The following is a 22566-nucleotide window of genomic DNA, read 5'->3' as shown; positions in this document are numbered from 1 at the left end:
AATGACTATGAAAAGCCGGATACTAAACAAATTTATTGTTGCTTTAAGTGCTGTTACCCTTATAACAATTGTTGCCTGTGATTATGATTATAATGAAATAGGCTCTGATTTGGTTCAGGGTGATATCCATCATAATGGTATAGAAAAATATACAGGCCATGCAATAGCTTATGATAAAGCTACGGGGCCGGTGCAAACAAATAATATGCCTTTAAATACCTTAGGGGTATATAATAATCCTGCTTTTGGCAAGACAATATCGCATTTTGTAAGTCAGGTAAAACTGGCTAGTGTAAACCCAACACTTACTACACCGACTATAGATACGGTTTATCTTTATATTCCTTATTTCAGCGATTTACAAGATACCGATAGTGATGGCGAGAGCACTTATACAATAGACTCTATTTTTGGAAATGCAGAAGCTAAAATTAAGCTTAGTATTTATGAAAATGGTTTTTATTTAAGATCAAGCGACCCGGGTTCTGATGATAATATACAAAAGTACTATTCTAACGACAGGGCAATGGTGGAAGCTAATAAAGGGACTGTTCTTTTAAATAATAGTTCTGACATATCTGAAAATGCAGAGTTTAAATTTAGTGCCGCAGAGATAGACCGTAAAGTAGATTTAACCGATGATGGTGTTGCTAACGGTAAAACAGTTGAGCGTAAAGCCCCGGGAATATATCTTCAGTTAAATAAAGAATTCTTTCAGCAAAAATTATTCGGTGCGCCGGCAGGTAGTCTTGTAAACAATAACGTGTTTATAGATTATTTCAGAGGATTGTATTTTAATGTTGAGCAGATAGGTAATGATGGTGCTATGGCAATGCTTGACTTTAGCCAGGGTAAAATTGAGGTGTTCTATAATGACGAAGAGTTTGATACGGATGGCGAGCCGACTGGCGGCAGAATTGATAAAACAATGACACTTAACCTTAGCGGTAATACTATCAACCTTTTTGATAACACTTATAACGATACTTTCTTAGCCGGAATAAATACTTCGGACGAAGTAGAGGGAGATGAACGTTTGTATGTAAAAGGGGGTGAAGGATCGCTAGCTTTCATTAATATTTTAGACCAGGCAGATCTTGACTTTTTAAAGCCGGACCCTGTTACAGGAGAGAGAGTTCTTATAAATGAGGCAAATCTTACTTTTTATGTTGATAAAACTGCGATGACAGGTTCGGATGAGCCTTTAAGGCTTTATCTTTATGATGTAAAAAACAGAAGGCCTGTGTATGATTATTATATTGACCAGACTACAAATGCGGCCAATAATAAATACAACAGGTATGTTTATGATGGTATCATTTCGTATGATGAAGATGACAGAGGCTTAAAGTATAAAGTCCGTATTACACAGCACATTAATAATATAGTAAATAAAGATTCAACAAATTTTGTACTTGGATTAGCTGTTACCGAAAATATCAACCAGATATCCAATGCAGCATTAAGAACGCCTTTCACTTCAGGTACTACCGATGTTAAGTCGGCTCCTGTAGCTTCTGTAATCAGTGCTTCAGGAACTGTCCTTTACGGAAGTAAATCGGGGGCAAATGTTCCGGAGGATAAAAGGCTTAAACTGGAAATTTATTATACTAAGCCAACCCCATAATTAACAAAAAATAAAATCTTATGTGTGGAATTGTAGGTTACATAGGGCACAAAGAAGCTTATCCTATTATTATTAAAGGTCTTAAAAGACTTGAATACAGAGGATATGATAGTGCAGGAGTTGTTCTATATGACGGGAACGACCTGAAACTTTCCAAAACAAAAGGTAAAGTTTCAGATTTAGAAGAGAGAGCGAAGCAGGATGGTACATCTGCAGGAACAATAGGAATGGGCCACACACGTTGGGCTACTCACGGAGTACCTAATGATGTTAATTCGCATCCGCATTTTTCAAACTCGGGAGATCTTGTAATAATACATAATGGTATTATAGAGAACTACGAGCCGCTTAAAAAAGAACTTATAAAGAGAGGTTATACCTTTAAATCGGATACTGATACTGAAGTTTTAGTAAACCTTATTGAAGATGTACAGAAACAGGATAACCTAAAGCTTGGTAAGGCTGTACAGGTGGCTCTAAACCAGGTTGTAGGTGCTTATGCTATTGTGGTTTTTGATAAGAAAAAACCAAATGAGCTTGTTGCAGCACGTTTAGGTAGCCCATTGGCTATAGGTGTGGGCAAAGATGAGTTCTTTATAGCCTCAGATGCTTCTCCGTTTATAGAGTATACATCAAACGCCATTTATCTTGAAGATGAAGAAATGGCAATTGTAAGATTAGGAAAAGATCTTAAAATTAGAAAGATTAAGGATGACTCTTTAGTAGATCCATATATTCAGGAGTTGCAAATGAACCTTGAGCAGATAGAGAAAAACGGTTATGACCACTTTATGCTAAAGGAAATTTATGAGCAGCCTAATGTAATTAAGGATACTTACAGAGGTAGGCTTCATACAGATACAGGTCTTATTAAAATGGCGGGTGTTGAAGACAACCTTCAGAAGTTTTTAAATGCCGACAGAATTCTTATTGTTGCTTGTGGTACTTCATGGCATGCGGGCCTTGTGGCAGAATATATTTTTGAAGAGTTTACCCGTATACCTGTAGAGGTGGAGTATGCTTCTGAGTTTAGATACAGAAACCCTATTATCAATAAAAATGATGTGGTTATTGCCATATCGCAGTCGGGTGAAACAGCCGATACCTTAGCTGCTATTAAGTTAGCTAAGGAAAATGGAGCGTTTGTATTTGGTGTTTGTAACGTGGTAGGTTCGTCTATTTCGCGTGAAACCAATGCAGGTGCTTACACACACGCAGGTCCTGAAATTGGTGTGGCATCTACAAAAGCATTTACTACACAAATTACTGTGTTAACGCTGATTGCTTTACGTTTGGCAAATGCTAAAGGCACATTGACTAAAACGGATTATTTCAGATATCTTCAGGAGATGGAGCTTATTCCGCAAAAAGTGGAAGAGGCACTTCAAACTAATGATGTAGCAAAAATAATAGCTTCTAAATATAAAGATGCTTCTAACTGTCTTTATTTAGGCAGGGGGTATAACTTCCCGGTAGCATTAGAGGGGGCTTTAAAGCTTAAAGAGATATCTTATATACATGCGGAGGGTTATCCTGCGGCAGAAATGAAGCACGGACCTATTGCGCTTATTGATGAGCAGATGCCGGTTGTTATTATTGCGCCTAAACAGGAGCACTACGATAAGATTGTGAGTAACATACAGGAAATTAAATCGCGTAGCGGTAAAATTATTGCTGTAGTTACTAAAGGGGATACTCAGGTAAAAGATCTTGCAGATTATGTTATCGAGATACCTGAAGTTTCTGATGCGCTTTCACCGCTGGTAACTACTATCCCGTTACAGTTACTGTCATACCATATTGCGGTATTGAGAGAGTGTAACGTAGACCAGCCAAGAAATCTTGCAAAATCGGTTACGGTAGAGTAATCTTAAAAATAAATGAATTAATTTAGAGCCGCTGAGATTTTCTTAGCGGCTTTTTTAGTATATAACTGTTTAACACCTTACTATCATTAAGTATGAAAAAATTTAATTTAATTATTATTTTACTGTTTGTTTCTTTTGTAGGCTTTGCCCAAAGTAAATTTATTGAAGTTGTTGTTAACGATACGGTTTCATTAGAGCCTGTTCGTTTTCAGGTTAATTTTGTTGCTGTTACTGTTGAATACGATACTGTAGTGTTTAACCAAGATTACGATCCCCTTGTTCAGCAAGAGAACAATAAAAATATACTTCAGGGAATTAAAGCTAAGCTTGAAAAAAATAAATATAAAGTTACTCCGCTGGACAATTCTAAGGCAAATATTTTTAGTGATAATTTCTGGAGCTCCGGTAAACAAGGGTGGACAGTTTTTGTGAATGGAAAAGAAGAACTGGATGCACTAAAGGAGGTATTCGACTCTGAAGAGCAGGTGGCTACAGATGTTGTTGTTTTAAGTTATGCTGATGAAGAGAAAGCAGAAGAGCGCCTGATTAAAAAACTTATAGATAAAGCCAGGAAAAGAGCAAATGTAATAGCTTATAATTCTCAGTTAAAAGTAGGTTCTATAATTGAAGTTAGAGAAGAAGCCAATGGTTATTTTGGAGAGATGAATATAGGTGATATCTATCTTCAGCTTGCAAGAAACAAAATGGGTTTAGGTACAGATTATACAGGAAGTATAAATAAAACCTTTATTGTAAAATTTTCTGTACAATAATGTTTTAAAGATATTTTTATTTTGTAATAAAAATACTGCTGTTTCGGCTAAGAATTCGGCAACGGAACTCAGGTTTAATGGGGTTAAAGCGGTGTATTTTTAATAATAGGCTTTTTTATTGCAAAAAATGCAAAAAATAAATTGGATAATTTGTTTGGAAAAAACTATCTTTGCGCTCGGAAAAAAGAGGTTTTTTTACGAAACGTAAATAGCTGTTAAATAAATATATAAGCAATGTCTAAAGGAACAGGAAAAGTTGCACAGATTATCGGGCCGGTAGTAGATGTAGTGTTTAACACTCAAAATGCTGAGCTTCCAAAAATTTATGATTCATTAGAAATCACTAAAAAAGATGGTTCAAAATTAGTACTTGAAGTACAGTCTCACGTAGGTGAAGATACTGTTCGTACTATTTCTATGGACTCTACTGACGGATTAAGCAGAGGCCAGGAAGTTGTTGCAACAGGTAACCCTATCCAGATGCCGATAGGCGGAGATATATATGGCCGTTTATTTAATGTTATTGGAGATGCGATTGATGGTCTTGGTGATTTACCAAAAGAAGGTGAAAATGGTTTACCTATTCACCGTCAGGCTCCAAAATTTGAAGATCTTTCAACTTCATCAGAAGTTTTATTTACAGGTATCAAAGTAATCGACCTTATCGAACCTTATGCAAAAGGTGGTAAAATTGGTCTTTTCGGTGGTGCGGGTGTAGGTAAAACGGTACTTATCCAGGAGTTGATTAACAATATTGCAAAAGGTCACGGTGGTCTTTCTGTATTCGCAGGAGTAGGTGAAAGAACACGTGAGGGTAACGACCTTCTTCGTGAGATGCTTGAGTCTGGTATTATTAAATACGGTGACGATTTCATGCACTCTATGGAGAATGGAGGTTGGGACCTTTCTAAAGTTGATAAAGCAGGTATGAGACAGTCTAAGGCTACATTCGTATTCGGACAGATGAATGAGCCACCTGGAGCACGTGCACGTGTTGCGCTTTCAGGTCTTACGATTGCTGAATACTTCCGTGATGGTGCGGGTGACGGACAAGGAAAAGACGTACTTTTCTTCGTAGATAACATCTTCCGTTTTACTCAGGCAGGTTCTGAGGTGTCTGCACTTCTTGGTCGTATGCCATCTGCGGTAGGTTACCAGCCAACTCTTGCAACAGAGATGGGTGCTATGCAGGAGCGTATTACTTCAACTAAAAAAGGATCTATTACTTCAGTACAGGCGGTATATGTACCTGCGGATGACTTAACTGACCCGGCGCCGGCTACAACATTTGCCCACCTTGATGCTACAACAGTACTTTCACGTAAAATTGCTGAGCTTGGTATCTACCCAGCGGTAGACCCTCTTGATTCAACTTCAAGAATCCTTACTCCGCTAATCTTAGGTGATGAGCATTATAACTGTGCACAAAGAGTAAAAGAAATTCTACAGAAATACAAACAACTTCAGGACATTATCGCTATCCTTGGTATGGAAGAGCTTAGCGAGGAAGATAAACTATCTGTATCACGCGCTCGTCGTGTTCAGCGTTTCCTTTCTCAGCCATTCCACGTTGCTGAGCAGTTTACAGGTATCCCTGGGGTATTAGTAGATATTAAAGATACAATTAAAGGCTTTAACATGATTATTGATGGTGAGCTTGACCACTTACCGGAAGCTGCTTTCAACCTTAAAGGTACTATCGAAGACGTAATTGAGGCAGGTCAGAAAATGTTAAGCGAAGCATAATAAAAGTTAAGGGTTTCGGGTTTCACGTTACAAAAGGAAACACGCAGCCCTAAACTCAAAACTTTAAACTATGTTATTAGAAATAGTATCACCGGAAGGTCACTTATTTAAAGGCGAGGTTACTTCGGTAACTGTTCCCGGCATAAATGGTGAATTCCAGATGTTAAACCACCACGCTAATATCGTTTCGATACTTGCTGCCGGTGACATAAAAATAGAAGTTCCTGATTTTAAGAGTAACAGCTCTTTTGGCGGGAAATTCGTAAAGTCTGATAAAGACCAGAAGTTTCTTTTGCCTATCACTTCCGGCACACTGGAAATGAAAGATAATAAAGTGACTATCTTAGTAGACTAATTCAGTTTTAGATATAAATAAAAAGCCCTGCGATATCACAGGGCTTTTTTTATTATTATTGTGACATGGAAATTAATTCAGAAAACATAATTATAAGCGAAGGGACACGTCCTTTTTGGCAAACAGCTATTGCAGCTATATTATACACAGTAACATTTGTGTTGCTGTCTATTGTTGTTTTTAATTTTATTCAAGACTTTAGTTTTTTGTCACTGGTATATTCTTTAGAGTATATTTTCCCTTGTGTATTAACTGTTGGCTTTGCATTAAAATATTCTGCTGTTAATAATGTTTATTTTGATTTAGAAAATAAAAAGTATAAAAAGGAAATTGCAGTAGGCCCTTTTAAATTTGGGAAATGGGTTGACTTGCCGAATGTGGAATATATTTCTGTATTCAGGCAGGCATGGTCTAAAGACAGTGATGGCGATGGTATAACAGATGGTTCAGGATATCGCTACGATGTAAATGTATGGTACAATGCCTCAAAACATTTTACCATATATACAAACGGTTATCCTGAAGCTTCTTTAGAAATGGGCAGACAGCTGGCTCTAAGGCTCAATACCGATTTGCTCGACGCTACAGACCCTCAGGATAAGAAATGGATTGATTTATAGCTTTAAGAAAACACTGCGATAGCATGTATGACAAGTAAGACATATGAGTCCACATCATTTTTCTATTTTCCTTAAGCCAACCAAAAAAGATAAATAAGGTGTGTATTACAAAATAAAACGGACCTGTTAACATAGTCGACAAAAACATGCCAAAACCCTTCCATCCGGCTTTTCCGGTATAGAGAAAATGTTCATCAATCCAGAGATATCCATAAAACACATACATACTAATAAATATAGTGAGGTATAATGGAAAGCGTTTAGGCAATAGCAAGGAGAATAGTAGAGGAGAAAATATAGTTATGTATATCATTTGATGTTAATTCTTACTTCTGGCAATCCTAAATCCAAGGTCATCAATTTTAAATGCAATAGGATGGCTTCGTCTTCTGTTTGTTGCCATGCAGCTTCTTTCTTCATCAAACCAACCACCGCCTCTTAGAATGCGGTAAGAGCCATATACGCTTTGGTCATAAATATCAGAGCACCATTCCCAAACATTTCCCAGCATATCATAAAGACCCCAGTTATTTGGCTCTTTTAGTCCAATAGGATGGGTGGTTTTTTTAGAGTTATTTTTGTACCATGCAATTTTATCCAACTCTGCGTAGCGTACTCCTTTTGTGCCTGCCTTGCAGGCATATTCCCATTCAGCTTCAGTAGGTAATCTGAATCCGTTTGCTGTTGTGTCAAAAATTATTTCGTCGCTATCAGGGCTGAAAATATAGCAGAGTTGTAATTTGCACCTGCTGGATAATATATTACAAAAAGTTACGGCTTCTTTCCATGTAACAGTTTCAACAGGTAATCTGTCACCTATAAAAGTACTTGGGTTTTTCTTGATGATCTTTAAGTACAAATCCTGGGTAACAAGATACTTGCTTAATAGAAAAGACTTTAGTTCCACTGTCCATTCGTTCTTTGTTCTGTCATCCCGCATGTCTATTTTTCCTTCTGGTATTTCTGCCATTTGAAGCAGGGTTTCTATAATATCTGGCATTATAATTTATGTTGATTTAAAGTTTGGCTCTAATTTTCCTCAATATACTCCATAATATCTCCGGGCTGGCAGTCCAGTTCTTTACAAATGGCTTCCAGTGTACTGAAACGAATAGCCTTTGCCTTTCCTGTTTTAAGTATGGAAAGGTTAGCAGTAGTTATGCCAACCTTATCTGCCAGTTCGTTAGAACGCATTTTCCGTTTGGCAAGCATAACGTCTAAGTTAATTATGATAGGCATAGGCTTATATGGTTAATTCGTTTTCTTCCTGGATAAATTCTCCTTTTTCGGCCATATATGCCATTAAATAAAATAGTTTTCCCGCCAGGTAAACGCCTAAAAAGGGAAGTATCTGTTTAAAAAACATAGTAATATCAAAAAATACTACCGCGCCTGTACAGCAATACAGCAGGTACTTTGTTTTGGCAAAAATAATGATTGATGCTCCGGCTTTTCTAAAATCTTCACCCTGATCATTATAAAACATTTTGCCTGATTTTATCTTAACAAGGCACCTGTAAAAATGTTTAATACCATAAATAAGGTAAAACAATAGTGCTCCATATAGTACACCAAAAGTCGCCGCTACTCCTACTTCTTCATTTATTGTAAAATCGGGAACCTTAAAAGTTTGGGCTAAAAAAGATCTGGCAACGCCGTGGTCGTTTTTTATAAGAGCAAATAGTCCCATTCCAATATTAAGAACAGCTATTATTGCTGCTACAGCTAGTAATATTCTTAGCGCAGTAATAATAACGTTGATATGGTGCATTATATATTTTTTCATATAGTTAAATCATTTTCTTCTTTCTGTTTTTTAGCCATAAGGAATACGTCGCTAAGCACTATAAAAAAGAATCCCAGTCCAAGTGTAAAAAGTGAATCACTAAACCCGATACTTATTTTTATTGAACCGTCAACCAGGTTATAGTATAGCGAAGGCAGAATCCCTATAATCCAGCTTAATAACAGGGCTTTGCCCATTTGGTTAAACGACAATATTACTACATCATCAAAAAAGCGTTTCTTTTTAAAAGACTCTAAAACCTTTTTAAAGAGATAAAGGGCATATACCGCTAAAGCATAACTTAAGTAAATAACAAGAAGTGAGATAATCAGTTCTGCGCCATTAATAGTAGCAAACTCGTCTCCATTCAGTTTAAACGGTATCCTTTCCGGCATTATAGCTGCCATTAATATAAATGGAAGTCCGAATATTGCCGGAATAACCGCAAGTACAAATAAGATATCGGTAATAGTCTTTAGAGTTGATAATCGTTTCATTCTGTTATATAGTTAAGTCGTTTTCATGTTTAATGGTAACTCCCGATTTGATAATGTCGGCTACAATAAAAATCCCTATTGCCACAATCAATGTAACGATATGGCCGCTGTTATTGTTGAGATAATCTAATAAATCATAATTAGCCTTAAAGGCATTATTGATTGTAGCAATTGTTATATCAGTCAATCCGAACAGAGCTAAAAAGATTGCTCCCAGTTTTAAATAGCCGGAACTTTTAGTGTTAAAAAAGCCTTGCTTAATAAATAAGTTTACCGAAAGCTGTAGGTATATCATGGATGCAAGAAACAATGCCCCGCTTAAGATTGTTGTGTAAGGTAAATAGGTAGGGAAGACTTTAGAATAATCAATTGTGGGACTGTTATATAGTGAAATAAAAACATATACTGAAAAGCAAATTGCTAAAAAGGTAAGAATGATTAAACTTCTTAAAGTCCAGTTTAATATTTGAATTTTTTTCATTGCAGGTAAAGTTGATTGGTTTGTTTGATGCAAATATAGATAAATTATCGAAAAACAATAATTAATTTTTGAAAAACAATGTTTTTATAGAGTTGCCATAAGCATGGAGTTGTGTATTTTTGGGATATGAAAAGTTTGCCAAAATCCCTTATAGCCAAATTACAACAGCGTACCGAAGCAAATGCCTTGCGTAGTTTGCCTGTTGCTAACGGGCTGGTTGATTTTTCATCAAACGATTATTTAGGGTTCTCACAGTCGGCAGAAATTTTTCAGCAGGCACACCAATATCTACTGGATGCTAATATTATTAGCAACGGGTCTACCGGATCGAGGTTAATAACAGGAAACCATAACCTTTATAAGGTGACGGAAGATTTTATAGCACGTTTTCATAACAGCCCTTCGGCGCTTATATTCAATTCGGGGTATGATGCTAATGTAGGCTTTTTCTCCTCTGTACCACAAAAGGAAGATATAGTGCTGTATGATGAGTATATACATGCCTCCATACGTGACGGATTGCGTCTCAGCAATGCCAAAGCATTTAAGTTTCGTCATAATGACCTTAACCATTTAGAAAACCTTTTAAAAAGATATTCAGCGATAGAGGGAGAAGTATATGTTGTTACCGAATCGGTGTTTTCTATGGATGGTGATACTCCGGATTTGGTTAAATTGGTTGCTGTAGCTGAGGAATATAACAGCAGGTTAGTAATTGATGAAGCGCATGCTTTAGGCATGTTTGGTGCTAAAGGTGAAGGGTTAGTACAGGAGCTTAACCTACAGGACAGGGTTTTTGCCCGTATAATGACTTTCGGTAAGGGGCTAGGTTGTCATGGCGCTGCTGTTTTAGGGGATGAAGAGCTAAGAACCTATCTGGTAAATTTTGCCCGAAGCTTTATTTATACCACGGCACTGCCGCCTCATTCACTTGCGGTAATTCTCACTGCGTATAAGCATTTGGAAAATGGTACAAAGGCAAAAAAGCAACTGAGGAATATCATTACTTTTTTTAATAAGGAGTTAGAGAGGCTGGCTTTTAATGATGTTTTTATCTTTAGTGAATCTGCCATACATTGTGCAATTATACCCGGTAACAACAGGGTAAAACAGATAGCCGAATATTTACAGCAAAACGGTTTTAATGTAAAGCCTATACTTTCTCCTACGGTACCTCAGGGTCAGGAAAGGCTGCGTTTTTGCCTGCATAGCTTTACCACCCGCGAAAGCATTACCCGTTTCCTTAATCTGCTTCAGGAACGTCTGGTTCAGTTTTAATCTTTTTGTTCTTGCGTGGGCGTTTTTTAAACCAGTTGTTGTCTTCCTCTCCAAAAAGATAAGCATAAGGCTGGGTATCGGGACTCATTTCAAACAGTTTTTTAAGTATCGCAATGGTTGGTATTATAATAATCATACCTACAATCCCCCATATTGCCCCTCCTATAAGCAATCCTAAAAATGTAATCAATGCATTTAGGTTTACATTGCTTCCTGTAATTTTTGGCGTTAAAAAGGCACCTTCCAGCATTTGAATAAAAGTAAAGGACACTATAACAGCTATGGGGTAGAAAAGACTGTCTTTAGTAATTAAGGCAAAAATAAATGGTAGGGTAGCACCTATCCACGGACCCAGATATGGGATAATATTAAGTACGCCGGCCAAAACCCCAAAAAAGATAGCGTGTTCTATTCCCAGTGCAAAAAGCACTGCCGTATTTACCACAGCCAATATAAGCATTACTTTACCGGCACCGGATATATAGGCATACACAACTTTTCTTATGGAAGTCAGTTTATCTAATATTTCATCATTGTTTGATCTGCTGAAAACTTTAGCCACGAAAACAGCAAGGTGATCTCTGTAAATAAGCAGGAAAAATATATAAACCGGCAGCAGTATAATATCACCTATCATGGCTATGGTAGACCATAATATTTGGGTTGGCGGAGCTTCCTCTGTCTGTACCATCTCAACGGCTTTTTTTATTTCAAAGCCATAGCGCATACCCAGGTCAAACCCAAAATGTTCTTCTGTCCATTTGTTGGCTTCAATTACAAAAGCATTTACCTCATTTTTAAGGCTTCCACCCAAATCATCCATAAATCCCCTAACCTGGAGATATATAAATAAAAGGAGTCCGGAAATTGTTATTATGAATAGCAACAGGCATATAGCCGCACTTACCGATCGAGGAATTTTACGCCTTTCCAGCCTGTTACAGGAAGATGTTAGCAACATGGCTATATAACCGGAAATAAGCAGCGGTACTAATATCTGCTTGGCAATTATCATAAAGAATACTATGATAATTATAAGCAGGAATATATATACTGCTTTTACATAGTTAGGCAATTTTGCGGTCGTCATATAAGTAAAGTCATGTTAAACTAATGAGGTAATTGTCAAAATTAACTAATATAATAGCTCTATATTGGTAATGTTTTATTAAAATTACTGTTGTATTTTAGTTAAAACCCTTAAAAAAAAGGACTGCCTCGACAGTGGAATGCTTATTTAATAAATTTGTGATATGGAAAACACCTTTGTAAAAGTTGCATCGTTTCAATATTCATCTGAAGCGATGATTATAAAAGGAAGGCTGGAAGCCGAAGGTATTGAGGTTTTCATGAAAGATAACAATACTATTGATACCGATCCATTGGTTAGTAATGCAATTGGTGGGGTAAAACTGTTAGTGCGTCTTGATGATAAAGAAAGGGCGATAGAGGTTTTACAGGATGTTAGCCGATATTCGCTTGATGATGAAGGTAAGCCTTTAACCTGTACAAAGTGTAACAGTCATGAAATTGAGCTGGGTACTACCATTAAGGATATAAAATCGCTTTTTGCATTCCTTTTCACTTTTGTATCGGTGGCACTTCCATTTTACACGAAATATAAATACCGCTGTAATAACTGCGGAAATGAATTTAATTTAGAATGAAACTATTTATTACCGGAATAGGAACAGATGTTGGTAAGACGATTGCATCGGCCATAGTGACGGAATCTCTTAAAGCAGACTACTGGAAGCCTGTGCAGGCCGGAGATCTTGATAATTCCGACAGCCATAAGATTGAACGTTATATAACCAATAATAAAACAGTTATCCATCCTAACAGTTATAAGTTAAACACGCCGGCTAGTCCTCATCTGGCAGCGCAGTTAGATGATGTAACTATTGACCTTAAAAAAATAAAAGAACCGAAAACAAAAAACCACTTGGTAATAGAAGGGGCGGGAGGACTTTTGGTTCCTTTGAATGATACAGATTCCATAATCGATTTGATACAGCCGGATTATACAGTAGTTGTAGTGTCAAGGCATTATCTGGGCAGTATAAACCATACATTGCTTTCTCTTGAAGTTTTAAAACAAAGAGGTATAGAAGTGGCAGGCATTATATTTAACGGTCCTGAAGTGCCTTCTACCGAAGAGGTGATTTTAAAACGTACCGGAATTAAAATGATAGGCCGTATAGAGGAGGAGCCTTATTTTGACAAAAATGTGGTGCTGCAGTATGCAGACGACTTTAGGGACAACCTGAATAATCTATAACATGAGTACAGTAAATACACCGGGACTTACCGAGAGGGACAGTAAACACCTTTGGCACCCGTATACACAGCATAAAACAGCCGCAAAACCTATTGGTATAGTAAAAGGAGAAGGGGCTTTGCTATGGGATGAAAACGGAAAACAATATATAGATGCCATCGCTTCGTGGTGGGTTAATCCTTACGGGCATAGTAATAAGTTTGTTGCCGATGCCATATACAGGCAGCTTACCTCTTTAGAGCATGTACTTTTTGGAGGATTTACACATGAGCCTGTAGTGTCGTTGTCAGAAAAACTGGTAACCATATTACCGGATAACCAAAAGAAGCTGTTTTTTTCTGATAACGGTTCTACCGCTGTAGAAATAGCTGTTAAGGTAGGGCTGCAATACTATTATAATAAAGGAGAAAAGCGTACTAAGATGCTGGCTTTTGAGAACGCTTTTCATGGTGATACGTTTGCTGCAATGGCAGCGAGTGGTATTTCTTTCTTTACAGAGGCTTTTAAAGGCTCTCTTATAGAGGTAGTACGCATTCCGGTACCTACAGCCGGTAATGAGGAAGAAAGCTTAAGGCAGCTAACCGAAATGGCGGCTACAGGAGAGTATGCCGGATTTATATTTGAACCATTAGTGCAGGGGGCTGCCGGAATGGTGATGTATGAGCCGGAAGCACTTGATAAGCTTATCAGTGTATGTAAAAAGTATGGTGTTTTTACCATTGCGGACGAAGTGATGACAGGATTTGGTAAAACAGGTAAGTATTTTGCCTGCGATTACCTTAACGAAAAGCCGGATATGATGTGCCTTTCAAAAGCATTAACGGCAGGTGCAATACCGATGGCGATAACCACCTTTACTCAGGAGCTTTTTGACGGGTTTTATGATGATGATGTAAATAAGGCTTTGTTTCACGGGCATACCTTTACGGCTAACCCTACGGGTTGTGCAGCGGCATTGGCAGGATTAGAGTTACTTCAATCGGATGAAATGCAGGAAAACCTGATAAGGATAAACAACATGCACCATGCCTTTAAGGATGAGATTGAAAATCATCCAAGGGTTGCAAATGTGCGTGTGCTTGGAGTGATAATAGCCTTTGAAATTAAGCGTGAAGTCAGTGAAGATTATTATGGTGATTTTAGGAACAGGCTTTATGATTTCTTTATTGACAACGGAGTGATCCTTAGGCCTGTAGGTAACATTATTTACATACTTCCGCCTTATATTATCAGCAATGAATTGTTAGTAAATATTTATGATACCGTTAAGTTGGCGATTGAGAAAATAGTGTAAATTAGTTTTACTATTTATCGCTATCTTTTTATGATACATCCTGATACCGAACTGCGCTTTATCAACAACATAGTGGGCTATGGTGTTGTAGCGAAAAAATTTATTCCTAAAGGTACTATAACATGGGTTCAGGATGACCTGGACAGTGTATACACCACTGAGGATATACAACGGATAAATCCTTTAATGCATAGTTTTATTGAAACCTACTGCTTTGTTAACGGCAGGGGAGAGAAAGTACTGTGTTGGGATATTGCCAAGTATGTAAACCACAGCTTTAATCCAAGCTGTATGTCTACTGCCTATGATTTTGAGATTGCCATAAGGGATATATATCCCGGAGAGCAACTAACGGATGACTATGGTTACCTTAACGTATCTGAACCCTTTGAGGCAGAAGATGAAGGTACTGTTAGAAAAGTGGTTTACCCCGATGATATTTTAAAATATCATGAGGAATGGGACAAGCACATTTTGGATAACCTACCTCGTATTGGCTTGGTAGACCAGCCTTTGCAAAAGTTTGTTTCACAACCCAATTGGGAAGAATTCAGTAAGGTAATTCATGGACAAAGTCTGCTTAGGTCCATAAAGACATGTTATTATCCGCAAAACATATTAAACCGGGGTTAATCCTCGGTTTTTTTTATTGTTTGCCGTATTTTTGTTGGCAAATTCTACTATTTTGACAATACCTGTTTCCATAACTTCCATAGCTTCTTTTTCTCCTTTAGGGCGTACACCTCAAGAGGTATGGGAAAGTTATCTTAAACCAGCAACTAAAATAAGTTTTAAAGACGTAGGCAATAAAAATGTACCTGTAGCTGCACTTAATGACCAGTTGGAAAAACTGGTAAGTGAATTGGCAAATTCCGATTCAAAATACCGTTATCTTGATAAGTCAGTACTATATGCCATTTTAGCTTCAAGAAGTGCCGCAAAGGCAGCCGGATGGAAAGAAGGAGATGTATTTGGTATTAATATAGGTTCTTCCAGAGGGGCTACAGAGCTTTTTGAGAACCATTACAGTGAGTTTATAAATACTGGTAAAACCAGTGTACAGGCATCGCCATCTACAACATTGGGTAATATATCTTCCTGGATAGCCCATGATCTTAAAAGTACCGGCCCCGAAATATCACATTCCATAACCTGTTCAACGGCTTTGCATGCACTTTTAAATGGTATAGCCTGGTTAAGAGGGGGTATGTCTGATAAGTTTATGGTTGGTGGCAGTGAAGCACCCTTAACACCATTTACCATTGCCCAGATGCAGGCAATGAAAATTTATTCTTCACAACAGGCCGAATATCCGTGCCGTGCATTAGATATGGATAAAGAAGTAAATACTATGGTGCTTGGTGAAGGCGCTGCCATAGCCTGTCTTGAACCCGGAAGAAAGCCCGATGCTCTAGCATACATTGAAGGGGTAGGATATTCTACAGAGGTCTTAAAACATAGTGTTTCTATATCTACGGATGCAGATTGTCTTCAAAAGTCCATGCTTATGGCTATGGAAGGTATAGATGTTACTGAGGTTGATGCTGTAATTATGCACGCCCCGGGAACCATTAAAGGAGATATGTCAGAATATAATGCTATAAAAAAAGTATTTGATAATCACACTCCGTTATTAACCAGTAATAAATGGAAGATTGGGCATACTTTTGGTGCCTCTGGCTTACTTAGTCTTGAAATGGCAGTCATGATGCTCAATAATGAAAAATTTATAGGAATACCATTTGTGGATAAAGAAAACTTCATTCAGGATAAAAAGCTTTCCAAAATTCTTGTAAATGCGGTAGGTTTTGGTGGTAATGCAGTAAGTATACTGGTAACTAAATAAAATAAGAAACCCCTTACGAGAGTAGGGGGTTCCTTGCATCCAACTAAAAAATTACTAAACATTACGGGAACTAAAACCCATAATATGCTTGTTAAAATCAGCCAATCACTATTTAGCTGACTTGTGTTTTTTATAACCTAATCTGTAATTAAATTTTAAATGAAAATTAATATTTTAAATATTTGTTAACGTTTAAAATCGGGCAAATATACTGATATATAATTATTTATGTATATGGCGCTGAATTTTTGCTTAAATTTTAATTAACAAGTAGTTTATTTATAATGTAAATACTATTATTTATGAATTGTTGTATTTTAAGCAGAAAATAGCCTAAAATGTAACAGAATAAACAGTGTAGTTTTTGTGTTTTAGGAAGTTTCAGTAGGTGTTTTCATCAAAAAATGGTGGGGAATTTAATAGTAATTGATTTTTAGTATGATTTTCTTTATTAAAAACACCGATGGTTTAGGGGGCTTTAAACCACCGGTGTTATGCTAAATATAAAATGCGGGGGCATTACATTTTATGGGCAAATAAGCACCAAGCATATTTAGTAATAAAGCAGGAAATGCAAATGTTTGAACGTATAAGCCAATTTACCGTTTGTCGGATTTAACAAATGTTTCGTCGACTTTCCTTTTACAAATCTACTACATTCAATTTGATATTTTAACAAAATTTTAATAGACAAATTATAGACAAAGTATATTTTTTTATTAGTTAAAACTCTGTATTTCAAGTGTTTTTATTTTGTCTATGTTTTTAAGGTTCAGGATTTCTTAAGAATTCAGTCTAGATTTCCATGATAAGCTTATCAAACTCCACATCTTCCTGAATATTCATCTTTTTCTTAATCCTGTACTTCTTGGTAATAACACTTTCATGTGAAATCTGAAGCAATGAAGCAATCTCCTTATTTGATAGATTAAGCTTTAGAAGTGAACAAAACTCAAGATCGTTCTTTGTCAGATTTTCAAATTTGTCTGCTAAAAAAGTATTGAATTCAGGATGTACCTTATTAAATCGAGTTTCAAATTGTTTCCAGTAGTCTTTTTGTTTAACAAGGTGCTGGAGTTCTTTTCTTACTTCATTAATGGATGTAAGGGAATTATCTTTGCATTTATCTATAATATCATTAATACTGTCCTGAATGTTTGCCATCCTTAATGCAGACGAAGTAAGTTCGCGCTGTTTTTCTTTTATGCGTTCTTTTTGGGCATCAAAAAACTCTTTATCATGTTGGGCCTGTTGCTCCAAAAGGTTTTTTTCTGCGGCTATTGTTTTCAGTTCTTCGTTTTGTAGTTGGCTTTTAAGTCGTACAGCTCTTAATATAAATAGTATTAATGCAATTATGGCAAGACTTATTATAATGCTGGACCAAAATATAATCCTGTTTTTCTTGGCATTTTGTTCCAGTGCTTCATTACGGTTTTCAAGGGCTATGTTCTTTTCACGCTGAAGTTCGTTTTGCAGTCTTCCCTGTACTTCATTTAAAGCGCTCTCCTTATCCATTATGGCTATGGAGTCTTTAAGTTTAACGGTTTCTACATAGTTTTCTGCTGCTTTTTTATAGTTTCCGGTTAAATTATAGGTGTCTGCCATTGCCTGAAGGAAATACATTTTATCTTCAATATTGGCATTTTTATAGGAATCTGTATCCGTAACCTGGTCAATTATTTTAAGCGATTTGTTTTTTTGTCCGTAACGGTTAAGATGATTAATATACTCCATGCCAATTCTTATAACATAAGGAGAGTTAACCATTAGAAGGTTATCCATAGCATGCTGATAATCTTCCATTGCCTGTTTCTCGTTTCCTTCACGTACTTCAATATGTCCTATTTTAGAATAGGCTACACCCATAACGGCAATGTCGTTGTATGCTTTTAACCCTTCAAGGCTTATTCTTAAGTCTTTTTTTGCTTCGTCCAGCCTGTCAAGTTGTATAAGGCATTCGGCTTTGTTTAACAGGGTATAGTAATAATTTTTAAGGTCATCACTTTTTTTAAACCCTTCTATACATTCCCTATATAAATCAAGGCCAAAATTGTAGTTTCCTTTTACCAGATAAATATTTGCCAGTTTTTGCTTAACCGAATAGATTTCTACATCATTTTTAAGATTTTTAAGGACATCTATCGCTTTAAGCAGGTATTTTATTGCAGTATCGTTATCAAACTTTAGGGTGTAGTTTGAAGCGAGTTCACCATATATTATTGCTTTAGACTTATTTGACGGATTTCCGGATTTTAATAAGTTGTTTAATCGTTTAATAGACTCGTCATAATCACCTTTATTTCTAATGGATATGGCTACATTGATAAGGGGTTTTGTCTGTCTTTCCGTGAAACCTTTTGAGTAGTCGGCAGATTTTTGAAAATAATAGATTGCCGAGTCAAACTCAGTTAGCATTAATTCACGAACGCCATAAAGATTGTAAAGGTCGCTTACAATGGTGTCATGAACTTTTTTTCTTTTTGCTTCACGCAGACCTTTCTTAATATAAGCTATAGCACTATCCGGTTTAGCAAAAACCAGTTGTCTGCCTGTAGTGTTAATTTCATTAAACTTAAACTCTTGTCCGTAGCAAAAGGCCGTAAGTAACAAGGTGGCCAAAAGAAGTTTTGTTCTCATAGCACTAGGGGATTTTTACGTTATTATATATTTGTGGGGACTGCTAAATTAATAAAAAAATTTAACATTTATTTAAGAAAATAGTACATCAGCGATTATTTACATAATTCTGATATTTTGTTATAAATAAGATTACTTTCAAATCCTTTTCTCATTAAAAAATCAAATAATTTTTTCTTTTTCTTCTGAATATCAGACTCTCTTATGTTTTCCCATTGCTTTTCTGCAAGCTCATCAAAAGCTGAAAAATATTCATCGTCCGGAATTTCCTTTAATGCAGCATCTAAGTTATATTTGGAAATATTACGGAGTTTAAGCTCATTTTTAATACGTATGCGTCCCCATTTTTTAATACGGAATTTACCTCTTGCAAAACTTTTTGCAAAGCGCTCTTCATTTAGGAAATTATGCTCTATAAGGTGAGCAATAATTACATCACTTGCCTGCTGTATCATATTCATGCCCTTTAGTTTCTGCTCAACTTCATCATGGCAGCGGTCCTGATAAGAACAGTAGTGCTCCAGTTTTCGTTTTGCTTCTTCTACGGTGTATGTTTTATGCATTAGGGCTTACTGTTTTTATTAAAGGTATAAAAAATCCCATTCTTTCGAACAGGACTGTTTATTATTGGGTTATATTAAGTTTTTTATGGGTTCGCTTAACGGCTTCTTCATTTTTATAATCAATCCATGCCTGGCCTTTATAACGTCTCATCAAACTATCAAAATGTCTCATTACAAAAATATTATAAACAGCTTTTGACAGATTGCTGAATTTTCTTGGAAGGGCCCTTAAGCTCATAGAGAACCCCGGTGTTATGTATTTCATATAATGCCAATATCCTTCTGGCATATAAAGCATTTCGCCGTGTTCTAAATTAGCTACCAAACCTTCTGCGTGTTTTAACGCTGGCCATCTCTCAAGGTCCGGATTGTCAAAATCAATATCTTCTCTTGATATTAATGCATGCGGAACCTTATATAAGTAAGGGGTTTGGTTTGGCGCAAAAAGAATGCATCTTTTTTTGCCGTGAAAATGGAAATGAAGAATATTAGAATAGTCTATATCATAGTGGATAAATACCTTAGAGTTTTCCCCTCCAAAAAACAGCATGGGCAGCTGCTTTATAAGCCTGATGCCTAAATCAGGCCATTTAAAGTCATTTTGTAGTGAAGGCACTTCCTTCATTAAGTTATATAAAAATATACGATAATTTGTAGGTTTAGATTGCATCAGGTCTATATAATCTGCCATTTTCATTTCGGCATGGGCCTCGTTAAATCCGTCTTTGTGGGATACCGGGCGGTCATCATATAGGGGCACAGTCTTGTCTCCTGCAATATCTTTAATATAATTTAGCTTCCATTTTTCATAAGCAGGCCAGTCTTTAGTCAGCTGCTCAATAACAAGTGGTTTTTGCTTTTTTACATAATTATTGTAAAAATCTTCTTTCGAGATGGTTTTTACACGTTCTATTTCTGTTAGGTGTAAAGGCATAAATAAAGGCGAAAGTTAATTCATGACAAAATTACTAAAGCGTTACCAAACTGTAAAATTCGATTACGTAAATTCGTTATAAAAAAAGGTTAAAATAAACAAAAAAGCAGCCTTATTAAGGCTGCTTTTTTGTCGTTTGTTAGATTTATTAGTTTTATTTTTTAATTATAACAAATTCATTACGTCTGTTTATTGCGTGCTGTTCTTCTGTACAGTTATCACCACAATTTACTTTAGGTTGCGATTCTCCATAACCTTTTCCGGAAATTCTTGCTCTGGAGATTCCCTGCGAAGCAACATACTGTACTACGGCTTTAGCTCTTTCATCAGAAAGTTTTAAGTTGTACTCATCACTACCTCTGCTGTCTGTGTGTGCCTGAGCTTCGATAACCATGTTAGGGTAAGACTTCATAACATCTACTAGTTTGTTAAGCTCTGAAGCTGCTTCCTGAGTAATGTTACTCTTGTCGTATTCAAAGTAAATTTCGTTTAGTACAACTCTGTCTCCTACAATAAGATCCTGTAGCGGTTCAAGGTCGGCCATTACATTAACTTTTCCTCCTTTTGTTTTATCAACAGGGAAATTTTCTGTTTTATAACCTTCGGCAGATGCCTGTATAATGTATGGCGTATCACAATCCACTTCATAGCTTACAGTACCGCTGTCATCAGTAGTTCTTGTTTCAATTACATTGTTTCTGTCATCAAGAATTGCAACTTTTCCTGCAGGTATAACTTTTCCTGTTTTAGAGTCTCTAACCGTTACAATAGCCTGTACTCCGCAAATTGGGATAGCCATATACAGGTTGTCTGAACCTAAACGATTACTGGCAAAGAAACCAACATTTTGAGCTGTATTGAAACTGAAAGAAAAATCATCTTTAGCAGTATTAATAGGTTCGCCCAGGTTAATGGCTTCACCGTTATTAGCGAGGTCAATCATGTAAACATCATAACCTCCAAATCCTTTTCTTCCTTCAGAAGCAAAGAATAGTTTATTGTCTGCAGTTATGTATGGGAAACTTTCCCTTCCTTCAGTATTAACTTTTGGGCCCAGGTTTTCCGGTTTACCATAAGAGTTATCACCTTTAATTTCTACTTTCCAGATATCGGTTTCACCTAATGAACCCTGTCTGTTTGATGAGAAATATAAAGTTTTACCATCTGCAGATATTGAAGGGTTAGCAGATGACCAACGTTTATCGTTTACTGGTAATGCCTGAACGTTGCCCCATTTCCCGTTTTCTTTAGTAGCTTTAAAAAGATATAATAATCCTGTTTGCTGTCCTTTGTCTTTTTCAAACTTACCTTCTTTAAAACTTTCACTGGCAAAATACATAGTATTGCCATCTGCTGTTACTGCTGCAGGGCCATCATGCCATTTACTGTTAATTTCACTTACAGGTGTAGGTTTGCTGAATTTTCCGTCGCCCTGATAAGTAGCTACATAGAGGTCAAGATAAGGTTCTTCATTTCTTCCGTAAGTCCTGCGTTCTGTATTTCTGGTACTTGTAAAGTAAAATGTATTGTCGTCGTTTAGCACAGCACCAAAATCGGTATATTTTTTATCGCTTATATCCAGATACTTCTCATCAAAAAGTTTGGTTTGGCTTTTAAGCTTTGGTAAGTAATCAGGATCTTTCATGAAAATGATTGCCCTTTGGTCGTTAGGAACCATTTTGGCAAAAGTCATCATTTGTGCATTCGCTTCTTCATATCTGCCTTCGGCCTTAAGCATCTGGGCATAGTGGTAATAGATCTCGGCATCCTGTTTGCTTTTAACAGCCTTTTCATACCATTTAATGGCCTCCTTGCTGTTAAACATGTTATAGTAACTCTCGGCTAGCTGCCTGTATACATAAGGGTCTTTTTTACCCGATAGTTTTAAATATTCCTGAGCAGCGTCTATGTATTCAAAACGGCTGTATAATTTGTCTGCTTTTTCTGTATCCTTATTTTGTGCCATGGCAAACTGTGCTG

22 protein-coding genes are annotated in these 22566 nt (G+C 36.6%); 12 read left to right on the top strand and 10 right to left on the bottom strand.

Features of this window, described 5'->3' with window-relative positions; all coding sequences use genetic code 11:
• Positions 1–7 precede the first annotated feature (7 nt).
• The 6 genes from NU09_RS05970 to NU09_RS05945 all read left to right on the top strand — a co-directional run bounded on the left by NU09_RS05970 (position 8) and on the right by NU09_RS05945 (position 6989).
• Positions 8–1627: a DUF4270 domain-containing protein gene (locus NU09_RS05970; protein ID WP_165357669.1), complete on the top strand. Its 1620-nt coding sequence runs from the start codon at positions 8–10 to the stop codon at positions 1625–1627.
• Between the two features lie 20 nt (positions 1628–1647).
• Positions 1648–3495, top strand: a complete 1848-nt coding sequence (gene glmS, locus NU09_RS05965; RefSeq protein ID WP_129750364.1) for a glutamine--fructose-6-phosphate transaminase (isomerizing) — start codon at positions 1648–1650, stop codon at positions 3493–3495.
• Positions 3496–3587: 92 nt separating this feature from the next.
• A complete protein-coding gene (locus tag NU09_RS05960; RefSeq protein WP_129750363.1) occupies positions 3588–4268 on the top strand; it encodes an SIMPL domain-containing protein in 681 nt (226 codons plus the stop codon).
• A gap of 234 nt (positions 4269–4502) precedes the next feature.
• A complete protein-coding gene (gene atpD / locus NU09_RS05955; RefSeq protein ID WP_129750362.1) occupies positions 4503–6014 on the top strand; it encodes a F0F1 ATP synthase subunit beta in 1512 nt (503 codons plus the stop codon).
• 70 nt (positions 6015–6084) lie between these two features.
• A complete protein-coding gene (locus NU09_RS05950; RefSeq protein ID WP_129750361.1) occupies positions 6085–6369 on the top strand; it encodes a F0F1 ATP synthase subunit epsilon in 285 nt (94 codons plus the stop codon).
• A 65-nt stretch (positions 6370–6434) separates the two neighbouring features.
• A complete protein-coding gene (locus NU09_RS05945) occupies positions 6435–6989 on the top strand; it encodes a hypothetical protein (protein ID WP_129750360.1) in 555 nt (184 codons plus the stop codon).
• A 319-nt stretch (positions 6990–7308) separates the two neighbouring features.
• On the opposite strand, the gene NU09_RS05940 is transcribed toward NU09_RS05945, so the two are convergent.
• From NU09_RS05940 to NU09_RS05920, 5 genes are read right to left on the bottom strand one after another with little or no spacing between them, the layout of a single operon-like run.
• The gene (locus NU09_RS05940; RefSeq protein WP_129750359.1) at positions 7309–7989 is read right to left on the bottom strand and encodes a formylglycine-generating enzyme family protein; all 681 of its coding nucleotides are present in this window, start codon (positions 7987–7989) and stop codon (positions 7309–7311) included.
• Between the two features lie 29 nt (positions 7990–8018).
• Complete coding sequence (locus NU09_RS05935) at positions 8019–8228, bottom strand: helix-turn-helix domain-containing protein (protein ID WP_129750358.1); 210 nt, start codon at positions 8226–8228, stop codon at positions 8019–8021.
• Positions 8229–8232: 4 nt separating this feature from the next.
• Positions 8233–8775 carry a hypothetical protein gene (locus NU09_RS05930; protein WP_129750357.1) on the bottom strand — a complete coding sequence of 181 codons (543 nt, stop codon included), beginning with the start codon at positions 8773–8775 and terminating at the stop codon, positions 8233–8235.
• A complete protein-coding gene (locus NU09_RS05925) occupies positions 8772–9272 on the bottom strand; it encodes a DUF2975 domain-containing protein (protein WP_129750356.1) in 501 nt (166 codons plus the stop codon). Before NU09_RS05925 ends, NU09_RS05930 begins: the two co-directional genes overlap by 4 nt.
• A gap of 4 nt (positions 9273–9276) precedes the next feature.
• Positions 9277–9753 carry a DUF2975 domain-containing protein gene (locus tag NU09_RS05920; RefSeq protein ID WP_129750355.1) on the bottom strand — a complete coding sequence of 159 codons (477 nt, stop codon included), beginning with the start codon at positions 9751–9753 and terminating at the stop codon, positions 9277–9279.
• Between the two features lie 126 nt (positions 9754–9879).
• On the opposite strand from NU09_RS05920, the gene NU09_RS05915 reads away from it, so the two are divergent.
• Positions 9880–11031: an aminotransferase class I/II-fold pyridoxal phosphate-dependent enzyme gene (locus NU09_RS05915; protein ID WP_129750354.1), complete on the top strand. Its 1152-nt coding sequence runs from the start codon at positions 9880–9882 to the stop codon at positions 11029–11031.
• Here NU09_RS05915 and NU09_RS05910 read toward each other — a convergent pair.
• Entirely contained in the window at positions 10997–12121 is a 1125-nt protein-coding gene (locus tag NU09_RS05910; RefSeq protein WP_129750353.1) for an AI-2E family transporter, read from the bottom strand. The genes NU09_RS05915 and NU09_RS05910 overlap by 35 nt on opposite strands.
• Before the next feature lie 163 nt (positions 12122–12284).
• Here NU09_RS05910 and NU09_RS05905 point away from each other — a divergent pair, with 163 nt between their 5' ends.
• From NU09_RS05905 to NU09_RS05885, 5 genes are read left to right on the top strand one after another with little or no spacing between them, the layout of a single operon-like run.
• Entirely contained in the window at positions 12285–12698 is a 414-nt protein-coding gene (locus NU09_RS05905; protein ID WP_129750352.1) for a DUF2007 domain-containing protein, read from the top strand.
• Entirely contained in the window at positions 12695–13312 is a 618-nt protein-coding gene (gene bioD, locus NU09_RS05900; RefSeq protein WP_129750351.1) for a dethiobiotin synthase, read from the top strand. Before NU09_RS05905 ends, bioD begins: the two co-directional genes overlap by 4 nt.
• Before the next feature lies 1 nt (position 13313).
• On the top strand, positions 13314–14606 hold the full coding sequence (gene bioA, locus NU09_RS05895; RefSeq protein WP_129750350.1) for an adenosylmethionine--8-amino-7-oxononanoate transaminase: 1293 nt from the start codon (positions 13314–13316) through the stop codon (positions 14604–14606).
• Positions 14607–14636: 30 nt separating this feature from the next.
• On the top strand, positions 14637–15239 hold the full coding sequence (locus tag NU09_RS05890) for an SET domain-containing protein (RefSeq protein WP_129750349.1): 603 nt from the start codon (positions 14637–14639) through the stop codon (positions 15237–15239).
• 52 nt (positions 15240–15291) lie between these two features.
• The gene (locus tag NU09_RS05885) at positions 15292–16452 is read left to right on the top strand and encodes a beta-ketoacyl synthase N-terminal-like domain-containing protein (protein WP_129750348.1); all 1161 of its coding nucleotides are present in this window, start codon (positions 15292–15294) and stop codon (positions 16450–16452) included.
• Positions 16453–17247: 795 nt separating this feature from the next.
• Here the strand turns inward: NU09_RS05885 and NU09_RS05880 are convergent.
• The 4 genes from NU09_RS05880 to NU09_RS05865 form a co-directional block, all read right to left on the bottom strand.
• The gene (locus tag NU09_RS05880) at positions 17248–19089 is read right to left on the bottom strand and encodes a LuxR C-terminal-related transcriptional regulator (protein WP_129750347.1); all 1842 of its coding nucleotides are present in this window, start codon (positions 19087–19089) and stop codon (positions 17248–17250) included.
• Between the two features lie 95 nt (positions 19090–19184).
• Entirely contained in the window at positions 19185–19652 is a 468-nt protein-coding gene (locus tag NU09_RS05875; protein WP_129750346.1) for a regulatory protein RecX, read from the bottom strand.
• 61 nt (positions 19653–19713) lie between these two features.
• Positions 19714–20586, bottom strand: coding sequence for a cupin-like domain-containing protein (locus tag NU09_RS05870; protein WP_129750345.1), 873 nt, complete (start codon positions 20584–20586; stop codon positions 19714–19716).
• A 154-nt stretch (positions 20587–20740) separates the two neighbouring features.
• The coding region (locus tag NU09_RS05865) for an OmpA family protein (RefSeq protein WP_410501052.1) at positions 20741–22566 on the bottom strand (1826 nt) is incomplete at its 5' end.

This window comes from Flavobacterium beibuense (assembly GCF_004151245.1).
Lineage (GTDB): Bacteria > Bacteroidota > Bacteroidia > Flavobacteriales > Flavobacteriaceae > Flavobacterium > Flavobacterium beibuense_A.
The sequence above is the reverse complement of the archived record's forward strand: the minus strand, read 5'-3'. Positions and strand labels throughout refer to the sequence as shown.

Excerpts from the sequence above, each read along its gene's own strand:
- NU09_RS05880 (WP_129750347.1), bottom strand. The coding sequence starts at position 19,089 with ATGAGAACAAAACTTCTTTTGGCCACCTTGTTACTTACGGCCTTTTGC.
- NU09_RS05950 (WP_129750361.1), top strand. The coding sequence starts at position 6,085 with ATGTTATTAGAAATAGTATCACCGGAAGGTCACTTATTTAAAGGCGAG.
- NU09_RS05875 (WP_129750346.1), bottom strand. The coding sequence starts at position 19,652 with ATGCATAAAACATACACCGTAGAAGAAGCAAAACGAAAACTGGAGCAC.
- bioD (WP_129750351.1), top strand. The coding sequence starts at position 12,695 with ATGAAACTATTTATTACCGGAATAGGAACAGATGTTGGTAAGACGATT.
- NU09_RS05910 (WP_129750353.1), bottom strand. The coding sequence starts at position 12,121 with ATGACGACCGCAAAATTGCCTAACTATGTAAAAGCAGTATATATATTC.
- NU09_RS05925 (WP_129750356.1), bottom strand. The coding sequence starts at position 9,272 with ATGAAACGATTATCAACTCTAAAGACTATTACCGATATCTTATTTGTA.
- NU09_RS05915 (WP_129750354.1), top strand. The coding sequence starts at position 9,880 with ATGAAAAGTTTGCCAAAATCCCTTATAGCCAAATTACAACAGCGTACC.
- NU09_RS05890 (WP_129750349.1), top strand. The coding sequence starts at position 14,637 with ATGATACATCCTGATACCGAACTGCGCTTTATCAACAACATAGTGGGC.
- NU09_RS05905 (WP_129750352.1), top strand. The coding sequence starts at position 12,285 with ATGGAAAACACCTTTGTAAAAGTTGCATCGTTTCAATATTCATCTGAA.
- NU09_RS05940 (WP_129750359.1), bottom strand. The coding sequence starts at position 7,989 with ATGCCAGATATTATAGAAACCCTGCTTCAAATGGCAGAAATACCAGAA.
- NU09_RS05920 (WP_129750355.1), bottom strand. The coding sequence starts at position 9,753 with ATGAAAAAAATTCAAATATTAAACTGGACTTTAAGAAGTTTAATCATT.
- NU09_RS05930 (WP_129750357.1), bottom strand. The coding sequence starts at position 8,775 with ATGAAAAAATATATAATGCACCATATCAACGTTATTATTACTGCGCTA.
- NU09_RS05960 (WP_129750363.1), top strand. The coding sequence starts at position 3,588 with ATGAAAAAATTTAATTTAATTATTATTTTACTGTTTGTTTCTTTTGTA.
- NU09_RS05935 (WP_129750358.1), bottom strand. The coding sequence starts at position 8,228 with ATGCCTATCATAATTAACTTAGACGTTATGCTTGCCAAACGGAAAATG.
- bioA (WP_129750350.1), top strand. The coding sequence starts at position 13,314 with ATGAGTACAGTAAATACACCGGGACTTACCGAGAGGGACAGTAAACAC.
- NU09_RS05870 (WP_129750345.1), bottom strand. The coding sequence starts at position 20,586 with ATGCCTTTACACCTAACAGAAATAGAACGTGTAAAAACCATCTCGAAA.
- glmS (WP_129750364.1), top strand. The coding sequence starts at position 1,648 with ATGTGTGGAATTGTAGGTTACATAGGGCACAAAGAAGCTTATCCTATT.
- NU09_RS05970 (WP_165357669.1), top strand. The coding sequence starts at position 8 with ATGAAAAGCCGGATACTAAACAAATTTATTGTTGCTTTAAGTGCTGTT.
- atpD (WP_129750362.1), top strand. The coding sequence starts at position 4,503 with ATGTCTAAAGGAACAGGAAAAGTTGCACAGATTATCGGGCCGGTAGTA.
- NU09_RS05945 (WP_129750360.1), top strand. The coding sequence starts at position 6,435 with ATGGAAATTAATTCAGAAAACATAATTATAAGCGAAGGGACACGTCCT.